The sequence below is a fragment of the Microvirga soli genome (genome assembly GCF_016734765.1).
In the GTDB taxonomy this organism is placed as follows: Bacteria; Pseudomonadota; Alphaproteobacteria; order Rhizobiales; family Beijerinckiaceae; genus Microvirga; species Microvirga soli.
In genome coordinates, this window is record NZ_JAERQE010000085.1 from 1 (window position 1) to 12428 (window position 12428).

Sequence of the window (12428 nt, forward strand, 5' to 3'; positions counted from 1 at the left end):
GCAAAACACCGGTTTTGATCGGGGCACTTCCCAGATGCCGGCATTCTACAATGCTTCGCAAAGGTGAAGAATCCTTCTACCTCAATCAGTTGTGGGTTGTTCAGGGTCGACTAAGTACCCCTGCCCCACACGGCGTCAGCACTAAAATCATTGATGTGCATCAGCCTTCGGCATCCTGATCTCTACCGGCTCCGAGAACCCTCAACGGCACGAGCAGCACGGCCCGGAATGACAGCTTCGATGCCCTTGCCCTCGAGCCACGTGCGGAGCCGATCCGCGTCATAGGCTTTGTCAGCAATGAGCCGCCTGGTCGGCGCCAGAGCCTCCAGTATCGGCACAGCCATCGTGATGTCGGCCACGTTGTCCGGCGTTACCGCAACGGCGACGATCATCGGCCCGACAATGGATTTTCGTTGGTCTGCAGCCGCGCGAGACGCCAACCGCTTGACTGAACTCCCCCCTTTTCCACCTGATGCCGAGCGGTGGGCTTTGACGTTTGAGCTGTCGAGCGCAAGCTCCTCTGGGATCGGGCCAGCAGCTGCGACTTTGGCGAAGATGCGCTGCCAGACGCCGCGTCGCGCCCAACGGGTGTAGCGATTGTAAATGGTTTTGGCTGGTCCGTATTCGGGAGGAACATCGCGCCAGCGCCCCCCTGTTTTGAGGATATGGAGAATGCCGCTGATCACCCGTCGATCATCAACGCGGGGCTTGCCCGGCTGGTTGTGCGGCAGATGTGGTCCAGCGCCGCCCAGGCCTCGTCAGAGAGCCAGAACAGATCACGCATGACTTCCTCCCACCTCGTACGACCCAGGCGAGTTAGAATCACTCAATGATGTCAGTTGTTTGTTTGGGTCCCCTACGTAGTACTGCCGCGCTGGGAATCGGCCTCCTACAGCTGATTGCGGCTGCGGCCGCGACTGCGGGAGAAGTACCAGATGGCGACGGCGACGATGATGACCAGCAGGATGATCCACCAGTAGTCCGCGAGACCACCGCCTGCTGCGGCAGCATCCCCGGCAGGGGGAGAACCGGGACTGGCACCAGGTGCCGGGGTGGTGGGTGCTGGGGTCTGCGCCCAGGCGGACGAAACAGCCAGGAAGATAAAGCCGGTTAGTGCCGTGAGTTTGCTCATGGATATATCTTCGGTTGAGTGCCCAGCGCATACGGCTTGGTGAACGGCTAAGCTGGGCTATGAGGGAACGCCCCTCGTGAGGGCATGTTCCTATGCAAGCCGGATCCCTGCACGTAAGCTTCACCTGCGAGGACAGACACAGGAGCCGTCGGGATGGTGTTGAAGCGGCAGATGCTCTCAATTCAGGATGTTTATGTGCCGGTGAAACGGCGTCAGACGCTGGATCCGCAGAAGGTTGAAACCCTGGCCGAGAGCATGCTGGCGAAAGGTCAGGAAACGCCCATTCTGGTGCGGCCGGACGGCAGCCGCTTTGTTCTGGTGGAGGGACTGCACCGGATCGAAGCCTGCAAGGCTCTCGGAGAGACCACAGTCGCTGCCTACTTGGTTCAAGCCCGCAAACATTGATCGGCGCCTAGTACGCTGCTGGAACGAAGACAGAAGCCTGATATGTCAGGAGCCACCTTTGCGATCACTCCTGTCGCACAGTTATCCAGACTGCCGGGATGAACCCCAAGCTCAAAGGCTCCTGACACAGTGCATGGGGATCGAGGTCTCACCCGATAGCAGCATTGTGGGCTGAGACCACCGCCAGCACCTCGCCCATAGTGATTTCAGGCTCGCCGTTGATGACATCGATCAGGCTGCCTCTGATCCAGGCGAGAGCCCTCTCGTTGTCGGCAAGGGCAGCCTCTCTGCTCTCGAACAGGCTCACGGATCACCGACCCCATGGCCGGCATCGAACACGTAGTAGCCTTGGAAGCCAGGAGATTGCTTCAGCAGTTGGCCGAGACCACTCTCGACTCGCCTCACTACCTCAGCCATCGAGCTGATGTGGTTGAACTTGCGGATGACCAAATACATGGTCTCCTCCTGTACCAAGGAGCTGCTGCCTTCTACCACCCCGTCAACATGGCTGAGGGGCCAAGGTCAGTCGGCGACGCGACAATCCGATCGAACCGATAGCGCGGCGCCGCCATAATGCGGATCAGGTTGACGTAGATCCCTGCCCGCTCCGTTGATGAATGCGGGCGCTCAGCTCCGCTCGTCACCCTGCTTGACGATGACCGGAACGATCATATCGCCCCAGTATCCTCGTTCAGAATGGCAGCGTTTGACCCGTTGCAGCTCGATGGAAAGGCCCTGGTTTACGCAGTTCATCACCGCCTCATTCACCCGATGGAGCTCATTGGCAAGGATGCGGATGGCACCCTCTTGATCAGGAGACATCGAGCTGGCAGCGTCTTCGAAACGGCTCTTCAGTTGGGGCTTTTCAGAGATCGTCATGTGCTTCACTCCTGTTAAAGTCAAAGGCTGACCGCAGCGTCTGCTCCACCGAAACGTTTTCGGCCTTTGTGTCGTTAAGCCTCAGTAAACCGTGGGTGCTGGATACAATGGACGGGTGCCCGCTTGGACCACGACCCGCCCGCTGATCGTTTAAGCCGCGAACTGGTTCATGGTGTTGTGCGCGCCGCCGGCCTTCAGCGCAGCCTCGCCGGCGAAATATTCCTTGTGGTCGTCGCCGATGTCGGAGCCCGCCATGTTCTGGTGCTTGACGCAGGCGATGCCCTGGCGGATTTCCTGCCGCTGAACGTTGCGCACGTAGCCGAGCATGCCCTGCTCGCCGAAATATTCCTTGGCCAGGTTGTCGGTGGACAGCGCCGCCGTGTGATAGGTGGGCAGGGTGATAAGGTGGTGGAAGATGCCGGCGCGCTTGGCTCCGTCAGCCTGGAAGGTTCGGATGTGCTCGTCGGCTTCATTCGCAAGATCCGTGTTGTCGTAATCCACGCTCATGAGCTTCGCGCGGTCGTATTGAGACACGTCCTTGCCGGCCTTCTCCCAGGCATCGAAAACCTGCTGACGGAAGTTGAGGGTCCAGTTGAAGGACGGTGAGTTGTTGTAGACGAGCTTGGCGTTCGGAATGACCTCGCGGATGCGATCGATCATGCCGGCGATCTGATCCACATGCGGCTTCTCGGTTTCGATCCACAGAAGGTCCGCGCCGTTCTGCAGCGCCGTGATGCAGTCGAGCACGCACCGATCCTCGCCCGTGCTGGGGCGGAACTGGAACAGGTTGCTAGGCAGCCGCTTCGGGCGCAGGAGCTTGCCTCCGCGGTTGATCACCACATCGCCGTTGGTGCAGTTGTCGGGCGTGATCTCCTCGCAGTCGAGGAAGCCGTTGTAGAGGTCGCCGATATCACCCAGCTCGCGGCTGAAGGCGATCTGCTTGGTGAGGCCGGCGCCGAGGGAGTCGGTGCGCGCGACGATCAGGCCGTCGTCCACGCCGAGTTCGAGGAAGGCGTAGCGGATGGCCCGGATCTTGGCGAGGAAGTCCTCGTGCGGCACGGTGACCTTGCCGTCCTGGTGGCCGCACTGCTTCTCGTCCGAGACCTGGTTCTCGATCTGCAGGCAGCAGGCGCCGGCCTCGATCATCTTCTTGGCGAGAAGGTACGTCGCCTCGGCGTTGCCGAAGCCGGCGTCGATGTCGGCGATGATCGGGACGATATGCGTCTGGTAACTGTCGATGGCATTCACCAGCTCCTGTTCCTTGACCATGTTGCCGCTCTTGCGCACGGCATCGAGATCACGGAACAACATGCCGAGTTCGCGCGCATCGGCCTGGCGCAGGAAGGTGTAGAGCTCGTCGATCAGTGCGGGCACGCTGGTTTTCTCATGCATCGACTGATCCGGCAGCGGGCCGAACTCCGAGCGCAGGGCAGCGACCATCCAGCCCGACAGATAGAGATAGCGGCGCTCGGTGGAGCCGAAATGCTTCTTGATCGAGATCATCTTCTGCTGGCCGATGAAGCCGTGCCAGCAGCCCAGGGACTGGGTGTAGAGGGATGGGTCGGCGTCGTAGGCCGCCATGTCCTGGCGCATGATCTTGGCGGTGTAGCGCGCAATGTCCAGGCCGGTCCTGAACTGGTTCTGCAGTCGCATTCGGGCGACCGACTCAGGCGTGATGCCGTTCCAGGTGCTCTGGCCTTCGATGAGAATCTGAGCCTGTGTGATCTGATCTTGGTAAGCCACAGTCGTGTTCCTCGTTCTTGTGAAGGTTGAACGATGAAGTACCGGGCGCGTTCGGGGCGGGGAAGGCGAGTTAAGGTCCAGGTGTCAAGTTTTACAAGGCGGGTCGGGTCAAACTGTAAATTATTGACAATTTCTGAGGATCCTTGGCGTGTGACCAACCCGTTGATATATTTGAAGGACCGTCATCGTGAGGCTTCTGCACACCCTAATTCGTTGATCTTTATCGTGGATATATTCGCCTAAAGGCGAAGCGACCCTGAAGGGGTAGAGCGACGGAGACCCCTGTCAGATCGTGACACAGAGGATGTCACTGTCTTTACAATCCGGTGCCTTGTGGGGTGCAGCCTGCGCGCAGTGTTCAAGCCAGAGGCCAGTATCATTCGGCCATTGGTTGTCTGAGGCGCTTGGGAGCTATCGCTTCGGCCTACGGATACTCACCTTCCAAGGTGAAGCCGGCCTTGAGCACAACTTGATAGTGCTGGACTTCGCCGTTCTCCACCTGTCCGCGGGTTTGCACCACCTCGAACCAGCGCAGGTTTCGCAGGGCTTGATCGGCACGCTTGATTGCCGTTTGGCTTGCGTCCTCGATGCTGTTCGTCGACGAGCCTACCAGTTCAACGACTTTGTAGACGTAATCGGACATTCTACCCTCCCGGCTTCTATCCGAAACCAGAGCTAGGGCAGACGAACTCACCTGCGTGCCCATCGCGCTCAACAGTCGTGTGAAACAAGGATCAGGAACATCGCAGCTGCTGATGTGGATCAGCGGTCGAGGTGCTCCCATAGGTATGAGGGAGCAGCCGTTCGAAAGTTCGGCGCACTGTGCCGTAGCACTCGCACGAGGCTCCTTCCAGCCCGGCACGGTCCGTCACCGTGATCACACCCCTACCCTGTTTGATGAATCCTGTTTCCTGAAGCGATCGAGTGATGCTGCTGACGGTGGTGCGCTGCACGCCCAGCATGTCTGCCAGAAACTCATGCGTAAGCGGCACGGTGTCCCGGTCGAGTCGGTCGTGCAGGCTCAGGATCCAGCGGCAGGTGCGGGCCTCGACGCTGTGAACCGCATTGCAGGCCACGTTCTGCAGAACCCGAGCCATCATGGCCTCAGAGAAGCGCAGCACCAGCTGGCGTACCTTCGGACGGGTGCCGATCACCTCATGCAGACGCTCCAGCTCAATCCGCGAGGCGGTGCCGGACGCCTGCACGACGTAACGGCCGAAGGACGGGCTCGCGGTCACAGCACTGACGAGACCCAGGCCCCCTTCCCGGCCGTAGACCGCCATCTCGGCCGAGCGGCCGTCCTTCAACACGGCTACCAGCGAGACTACCGTGTTATGAGGAAAGTAGGCATGGCGCAGGGGATCGCCGGCCTCATACAGTACCTGATCCTGCTGCAACCAAACCCCGTGCAGGTGCGGCTCCAGAGCCGCGAAGTCGTCCGGCTCCAAAGCCGCCAAGAGGCGATTGGCGCGGTGGTTTATCTTGGGAGCCGGAGCAACAGCGTAGTTATGAGGTCTCATACCCCAAGCTAAACCGGCGAGACGCCCAAAGGAAAGTCCGAAATCGCTTCTCAGTTTGTCAACGTTTGCTGCCAATCGGGGTGGCAAACGTTGCTTTGGCGGACAGCGCCGCCTAGCTGGCCTCGATCGCCGCCGCAGTGGCATGCCTTTCCATGAGGAAGGCGGTCGGCCAAGTATGCCTTGGTAGCCAGGGGTATGGTGGGTCTAAGCAACTGGATTGCCGCTCAGGTCCGGCGGGAGGCTGCCTTCCGGCGAACAAGGCCCCACCATTTTGCCAGATGCAGCGAGGATGAGATGCCTGCATCAAGCATGAACGGCTCGGCTCCTCCCGGCTTCGACTGAGCTTTCGTCCGGCGCACGGGCGTGCCGTGTCCCATGCCGTCGATCAGGTACAGCTCAAGGACCGTGTCACCGTTTCTGGTGGACCATGCCTGTCTACGGTGGCCCGCAACTGACGTCTGACCAAACACCTCCTCGCTGACACCGTGCACATTGGTCCACTGGCTAAGCAATGCAGCTGCATTGGAAGCTGCAACCGTCTGGTCCCCTGTGCCATGCCAGATCGACACCGTCGGCCGCGGGCCCGTATGGGACGAAGCGGAGCGGACGAGGTCGCCCCATTGCTGGGCAGTGCGCGGTTGCGGCCGCTTCATGGCGGACACGACTTGGCGCATCCGGGTGGCGGCGCCATAGGGCAGACCGGCGATGATTCCGCCGCCGGCAAAGACTTCCGGGTAGGTAGCCAACATCGCTGACGTCATGGCGCCACCAGCCGAGAGGCCTGTGACAAAGATTCGAGCAGGGTCGATGCTGTGGGTCCGCCGCATGCGAGCGACCATCTGGCGGATCGACAGTGCCTCGCCTGAGCCCCGTCGGGTATCGTGGGGCTGAAACCAGTTGAAACAGCGGTTCGGGTTGTTGGCCTGGGACTGCTCGGCATACACAAGCGCAAAGCCGTGCCGTCTCGCCAGTATGGACCAGCCGCTGCCCTCGTCGTACGCGCGCGCGGTCTGCAGGCAGCCGTGCAGCACCACGACGAGAGGCGCGCTGGCGGGAAGCTGCGGCGGCACGTAGGTGAGCATCCGGAGATTGCCGGGATTGGACCCGAAGGAGCTGATCTCGATCAGCTTGTCCTTCTTCGGTCGAGTCTTACGCGGTCTGGTAATGAGCTTGCGTGAGGTCTTCGTGGCCCTGACGAGGGTCTTCTCCCAGCGGCGCTGAGCTTCCAAAAGGCGTGCAATGGGAAGCTTCAGTCGCATGCGCACCCAATAGGAAGGTTTCGAGACTTGAGCGTCTCACGCCGGGAGACACACGCAATCAATGGAGCATCGGATGCAGAGGGCAGTCCTGCCGTGTTGCCCAATCCTCGCTATGGGTCTCCCGGCTCGCAAGCCGGGAGCGTCGTCAAACTTGACATTTACCGAGTGCGCCGACCGTGCTCGGGTTGCGCCGTGAGGGTCCGAGTGGCCTCCTGGGCCACCTGGGTGCTGAGCTGCGCCAGACGTTGGCTGTTCTCAAGCATGCGCTGAACATTGCCGCGAACCAGAGCACTCTGGAGGTTCACGAAGTCCGGGATCGTCCGGCAGCTCAGAAGATCGGCCATGCCCTCCAGGTTCTTCAGCAAGCGCTCCTGCCGGAGCCCAAACCACTCCAGCGTGATGGTTCCGGTCCCACCTGCCAGGACCCTATTGGAGCGGGCAATCGCCTGAAGGTACTCCGGCGTCTGATCGAACAGAGTCTGGGCCTCCCGGACCTGACTGCCTAAGCTTTGCAGGGAGCGGGCGCCCCGCTCGGGAGCAGTCCGGGCACTGGCCTCAACAACCTCCTGTGCCGTCTGCTCGATGCCTCTGACGCTCTCCGAACCAGCCTCGACGGCAGCCAACAAGGCTCCGCCTGTGTCTGACACAGCTCCGGCCGACTTGCGTCCCCGCCGGGTTCGCTGCGGTTCCCTGGCGGCCTGCCTGATCTCCGCGACCTCCTCCTCTACCTTCTCAACGACGGCCTCGACCTCTTCCTCGCTCAGAACCTTCAGTACGACCGGCAGCAGCTCATTCTTGTCGTTTCGGATGTGATGCTGAAACACCTTCCGCAGCTCTGCCACCTTGGCCAGGAACGCATCGCTGTCCTTCGGGGTGGCTGCGAGTTCATTCAGGAGGGCTTTGGTCTGCTGCTGATCGTCCCGCGCCCCACGGGCAAGATCTGCCGTCTCAGGGTTCTGGTCGAGCACAGGGAAGAGATGCTGTTCCTGCAGGCTGGCCAGAAGCTCCAGCTCCTGGCTCAACGCAGCAAGCAGCTGTTCGCGGAGCTCGACAGCCTCATGGGAGGTGTCGAGGAGCTGGGCAAAGAGTTCGTTAGCCTGATCGGGCGGGGTTTGGCCGATGGTTCGGTTGGGGGTCATCATTCCTCGCAAAGCTGGAGGGAGCGGTCTGGACCATCAGCAGCGCCGACGCTGGGTGCGCTGATCGAAAGGCCAAGACCTCTCCGTTGGGGACAGAACGTCGGATCGGTACGCTGAACTGGGTACACTGAGGCACGGAACAGGTGCCCGAGGCAGCGTGGGGCCGCAAAGATCAGCCTTGGCCTTCGGGCATAAGGATCCATACTGCACCGCAGCATAACTTGGCAACAGCAGGCTTTGATCCCATAGCAGGCTGCGGCATCTTAGTATGGAGAAGGTATTACGAAAGGAAGAAATACCCGGAACTCATCATATTGTGCATTGCACAAACCGTCTCGACATTCGTTGTGCAATGCACAATAGGAAAATGCCGGAGTATGATACGGCTCAATATCTGAGGGTCGCCGGGCGCGCTTACCGTTTGGAGATCCCTGATGAACCAGCAGTTCGAGACCGTTCAGAAGTTCGGCAAAGACAGTTTTGAGGCGCCCGTGAAGGTCTTTGATGCGGCCTCCTCCGGCACCAAGGCGATCGTTGTCGAGACAGCTGATTACGCCAAGAAGTCGTTTGAACAGAATACCGCTACGTTCGAAAAGCTGGCCGGCGTCAAGTCGCTTGACCAGGCCATCCAGATCCAGAGCGACCATTTCAAGAGTGCCTACCAGGGCTTCGTCGCGCATTCAACCAAGGCCCGTGAGCTCTATACCAAGCTCGCCCAGGACAGCTTCGCGCCCTTTGGCTTCCTGCGCTCTGCCGCAGAGGCAGCTGTTGCCCCAACCAAGTCGGCCGCTCGCGCAAAGTAAAGACACGGCCGAACCAGCCAGTTTAGAACGCCCACCAACAGGCTGGGTGTTCTCGTGCATTTAGGACGGTGTGCAACCCAACTGATGTGATGCGGTGCAGGCACTCGATCAGCCTCACGGCAGGCTCAATGTCCGGACATCCGTGAGACGATGGCTGCCAATTCCGTGCGGCTGGAGAAGAAGCAATGCTGGGACCTTGGATGAAGCTAGAGCGTGCAGCGGTTGCGCGTAATCGGCAGAACTGACTCCATAATGATGACGCTCAAAAGGGCTCAACCGTGACTGCGCAAAGGACCCCGTCGATCCAGGATATGTTCCTCGAACATCTTCGTGACGGCCGGATGGAGGTTATGATGTTCCTTGTGAATGGGATCAGGCTGCTGGGCCGGATCAGGCGCTTTGACAACTTCACGGTCGAGCTTGTGAGAGATGGTCGCTCTCAAATCATCTACAAGCATGCCATTTCGGCGATCAACCCGGCAGAGCCAGTCCAACTGGCAGGCCCAGGCTCATTCGAGTAAAGCAGTCTTTCTCAGACATCGGTGATGCGATTTCGTATCTCACGAGGGAACATTCGCTGACGCAGGGGGCACATTCTGCCTTCTGCCGAGGTGCGCTGCAGCCTATACCTAAGCGATGATCAATTGCGCGTGGTTGGTCCGAATGGAATACAGGATGCATTAAAGCCGGGTTACGCTGGCGGACCGAACCACTGGCGGAACAGGAACAAGGGTCATAATGCTGCTTGAATTGGATCAAGAGCAGCTGCGTGTCCTAAGACGTGCTCTCGAAGCGAGGGCGCGTGACATGCACCTGCGCCTGGGGACGGACCCTGGGGATGAAGGCTTCCGGCGCGAAGCGACACTCGCCACACAGCTTCTGCGCCAGGTCGAGGCCCTGGAAAGGCGTGCTGGTTACCGCGCCTGGAGCATTGGTGATAGTGAGTCAGTACCCGAAAACGATGAGAACTGAGTGGCAGCAGACTGACCGGTTGCTCTCCTTGGGTTAGAGGTCTTAGCTAACCTGTCTCGCCACACTATCTCTCACGATGAACGCCTGTTGCGGAGATCCATCAAGACTCCAATGACCTCCGGGTTGCCTGCATGGCCTTGGGAGCGAACCTATCGAGGGATCGTCACCATACGAAGCCCTTCCGCCCGTTTGCCGGAACGTCTTTCATTGTGACCATCGGATTGATCCTCTCACCCGGATACTATGGAGAAAGCGCGCCATCGCACATGACAGTTGCTCTGTGTTCCCCAATCGGTAAGCTGACCTTGCCACCTGTCCTTCTTCCATCGGGCATTCCGCGATGAAATCGTTTGACACCATCGTAATCGGCATTGGCGGCATGGGGTCTGCCACCCTCTGGCACTTGGCTCGCCGTGGCCAGAAGGTGTTGGGCATCGAACGGTTCGACCTGGGGCACAGCATGGGCTCCTCCCACGGGCTGAACAGGATCATCCGCCTCGCCTACTTCGAGCATCCCAACTATGTCCCGCTCCTCCGCCGCGCCTACGAGCTTTGGCGGGAGGCCGAGCAACTGACCCGCGAGCAGTTGCTGTTCATCACGGGTGGCATCGATGCCGGAACGGAGGGCAGCCGGATCGTTCAGGGCGCACTCATGGCGTGCCGGGAGCATGATCTTGCGCATGAAGTCCTCACCGCGCGGGAAACCACACAACGGTTCCCCGGCTACAAGCTCCCGGACCAGTATGCCGTCGTCTTCCAACCAGAGGCTGGGTTCGTGGCATCGGAACGCGCCATCCTGGCGCATGCATCCCTGGCAGTGGCCGCCGGAGCCGAACTCCATGGACGGGAGCGGGTCATCGCCATCGAGCCCGCCAACGGGCGGGTAGTAGTCGTGACGGACCAGGGCCGCTATGAGGCCGGACGCGTGGTGGTTTCAACGGGTGGGTGGATTTCCGATCTCATCCCCGCTCTCAAGAGCACGGCTGTGCCGGAACGTCAGGTTCTGGGCTGGTTCCTGCCCCGGAAGCCAGACCTGTTCCGGCCAGAGGTCTTCCCCGTCTCGAACATCGAATCCGAGGTCGGCCATTTTTATCAGTTCCCGACCTGGGGCATCCCGGGGTTCAAGATCGGGCTCTACCACCACTTCCACGAGACCGGCCATGCCGACAAGCTCTCCCGAGAGCCGATGCCTGCCGATGAAGAAGCTCTTCGCAAGGGCATCCGGCACATGTTCCCTGATGCCGATGGGCCAACGCTGCGGCTCGCTACCTGCCTGTTCACCAACACACCGGACGAGCACTTCGTGATCGACACCCTACCAGAGGCACCGGAGGTCGTGGTGGCATCTCCCTGCTCAGGACACGGGTTTAAGTTCGCGAGTGTCATTGGAGAGGCGTTGGCCGACCTCGCAACGACGGGAACCAGCAAGCTCGATCTTTCGCTGTTCGACATGAAGCGGTTTGACAACGCATCAGAGGCTCCGTCGAGACCAGGTTGAGACGAATTTTCATGAGAGGGAAGCCGCAGCTGCTGTAGTGACTGGTCATGGAGAACGAGAGGTCTCGCAGCTGACCGACAGGAGACGGTGGCTCCTCAAGAAGGTAAAGCTTCTTCGAGGGCTATTGCCACCTACCCAGACGGCTGCGCCATTATTGGTTCTGGTCGTCTTAGACGAGAGACAACGGCCGGAACCTCGCCTTTGCTGACTTTGTATCCTCGGTCGATCATGTCGGCGGAATGAACTCAGGTCCCAATGCTCCGAGTGCATAGGCCTTCATGAAAGCTGCCGTGAGGGTTCGTTCAAGCTCCGACGTCAGCGGTATCGGATTGGCTCTGTTCCACGCTCGCTGACCGCGCTGGACGAAGCTCTTGCGCTTGCGCTTGGCGTCCTTGGGCATATGCACAGCCAGGGGCTCAAAGCTTCGTCGGAGTTGAAGTTCCGTCATCTTCCTGGACGGGAAGGCAGCCTCCGCGGCTTCCGCAGCGGCGATGTCGTTTGGTGTTGGATCGGGATGGCGGGCCAGGGCATCCTCCTCAATCTGGAGGAAGGCTCTGTGCTGTGCTGCAGGCTTTGTCGCAATCTCTGACCGTGGACAAAAAGATCCCAGAGCGGTTCGTATTCACCTATGCGGCGAGCAGATCGAACTGCTCAGCGAGTGACGGCTGAGGATTCCGGGCGTACTTCGCCTGTCCTTTGCGCATCATGTGGATCATCTCGATGCCGCCCAGGATCACTCGGGCGGATGCCATCGATTTGAAGCCGAGCATCGGTCGAACCCGGCGCTTGACGGCGCGATGATCCTGCTCAATGCGGTTATTGAGGTAGGCACTTTTCCGGATCCGGATCAGCTTCAGTTTGCGCCTTGACCGATCTTGGAGCCGATCCGCCGTGTCACAGGACGCGATGGCTTCCCAGTTAGTCTGGCTATCATCGATCATGATCCTCTCGGGCCGGCCATGCCCCTTGAGTGCCTTGCGCAGGAACTGCTTGGCCGAAGCCAGATTGCGCCGCTCGCTGAACCAGAACTCGACCGTGTCGCCATGGCTGTCGATGGCACGGTACAGGTACGTCCAGC

15 protein-coding genes are annotated in these 12428 nt (G+C 60.1%); 4 read left to right on the forward strand and 11 right to left on the reverse strand.

Annotated features, from left to right (window positions below):
- Window positions 1-182: 182 nt before the first annotated feature.
- Window positions 183-686: an IS5 family transposase gene (locus JKL45_RS28120; RefSeq protein ID WP_312897050.1), complete on the reverse strand. Its 504-nt coding sequence runs from the start codon at window positions 684-686 to the stop codon at window positions 183-185.
- A gap of 203 nt (window positions 687-889) precedes the next feature.
- The gene (locus JKL45_RS28125; protein ID WP_201865092.1) at window positions 890-1132 is read right to left on the reverse strand and encodes a hypothetical protein; all 243 of its coding nucleotides are present in this window, start codon (window positions 1130-1132) and stop codon (window positions 890-892) included.
- 153 nt (window positions 1133-1285) lie between these two features.
- Here JKL45_RS28125 and JKL45_RS28130 point away from each other — a divergent pair, with 153 nt between their 5' ends.
- Window positions 1286-1537 carry a ParB N-terminal domain-containing protein gene (locus JKL45_RS28130; protein ID WP_201865093.1) on the forward strand — a complete coding sequence of 84 codons (252 nt, stop codon included), beginning with the start codon at window positions 1286-1288 and terminating at the stop codon, window positions 1535-1537.
- A 148-nt stretch (window positions 1538-1685) separates the two neighbouring features.
- Here the strand turns inward: JKL45_RS28130 and JKL45_RS30300 are convergent, their stop codons facing one another.
- From JKL45_RS30300 to JKL45_RS28165, 8 genes are all read right to left on the reverse strand, one after another.
- Window positions 1686-1844: a hypothetical protein gene (locus JKL45_RS30300; RefSeq protein ID WP_246499058.1), complete on the reverse strand. Its 159-nt coding sequence runs from the start codon at window positions 1842-1844 to the stop codon at window positions 1686-1688.
- The gene (locus JKL45_RS30305) at window positions 1841-1993 is read right to left on the reverse strand and encodes a hypothetical protein (RefSeq protein WP_246499060.1); all 153 of its coding nucleotides are present in this window, start codon (window positions 1991-1993) and stop codon (window positions 1841-1843) included. The genes JKL45_RS30300 and JKL45_RS30305 overlap by 4 nt, the downstream gene beginning before the upstream one ends.
- Window positions 1994-2164: 171 nt before the next feature.
- Entirely contained in the window at window positions 2165-2416 is a 252-nt protein-coding gene (locus tag JKL45_RS28140) for an SMc00767 family acetate metabolism repressor (protein ID WP_201865094.1), read from the reverse strand.
- A gap of 150 nt (window positions 2417-2566) precedes the next feature.
- On the reverse strand, window positions 2567-4159 hold the full coding sequence (locus tag JKL45_RS28145; RefSeq protein ID WP_201865095.1) for an isocitrate lyase: 1593 nt from the start codon (window positions 4157-4159) through the stop codon (window positions 2567-2569).
- Between the two features lie 424 nt (window positions 4160-4583).
- Window positions 4584-4802 carry a dodecin gene (locus tag JKL45_RS28150; protein WP_201865096.1) on the reverse strand — a complete coding sequence of 73 codons (219 nt, stop codon included), beginning with the start codon at window positions 4800-4802 and terminating at the stop codon, window positions 4584-4586.
- Window positions 4803-4893: 91 nt separating this feature from the next.
- Window positions 4894-5679 carry a Crp/Fnr family transcriptional regulator gene (locus JKL45_RS28155; RefSeq protein WP_201865097.1) on the reverse strand — a complete coding sequence of 262 codons (786 nt, stop codon included), beginning with the start codon at window positions 5677-5679 and terminating at the stop codon, window positions 4894-4896.
- Window positions 5680-5903: 224 nt separating this feature from the next.
- Window positions 5904-6938: an extracellular catalytic domain type 1 short-chain-length polyhydroxyalkanoate depolymerase gene (locus tag JKL45_RS28160; RefSeq protein WP_210345907.1), complete on the reverse strand. Its 1035-nt coding sequence runs from the start codon at window positions 6936-6938 to the stop codon at window positions 5904-5906.
- A 158-nt stretch (window positions 6939-7096) separates the two neighbouring features.
- A complete protein-coding gene (locus JKL45_RS28165; RefSeq protein ID WP_201865099.1) occupies window positions 7097-8080 on the reverse strand; it encodes a phasin family protein in 984 nt (327 codons plus the stop codon).
- 431 nt (window positions 8081-8511) lie between these two features.
- On the opposite strand from JKL45_RS28165, the gene JKL45_RS28170 reads away from it, so the two are divergent.
- The 3 genes from JKL45_RS28170 (at window position 8512) to solA (ending at window position 11350) form a co-directional block, all read left to right on the forward strand.
- Window positions 8512-8880, forward strand: a complete 369-nt coding sequence (locus JKL45_RS28170) for a phasin family protein (protein WP_201865100.1) — start codon at window positions 8512-8514, stop codon at window positions 8878-8880.
- A 311-nt stretch (window positions 8881-9191) separates the two neighbouring features.
- On the forward strand, window positions 9192-9401 hold the full coding sequence (gene hfq, locus JKL45_RS28175) for an RNA chaperone Hfq (protein WP_210345909.1): 210 nt from the start codon (window positions 9192-9194) through the stop codon (window positions 9399-9401).
- 791 nt (window positions 9402-10192) lie between these two features.
- The gene (gene solA, locus JKL45_RS28180; RefSeq protein WP_201865102.1) at window positions 10193-11350 is read left to right on the forward strand and encodes an N-methyl-L-tryptophan oxidase; all 1158 of its coding nucleotides are present in this window, start codon (window positions 10193-10195) and stop codon (window positions 11348-11350) included.
- Between the two features lie 626 nt (window positions 11351-11976).
- Here solA and JKL45_RS28185 read toward each other — a convergent pair.
- A partial coding sequence (locus JKL45_RS28185) for a DDE-type integrase/transposase/recombinase (protein ID WP_201865103.1) occupies window positions 11977-12428 on the reverse strand: 452 nt, incomplete at its 5' end.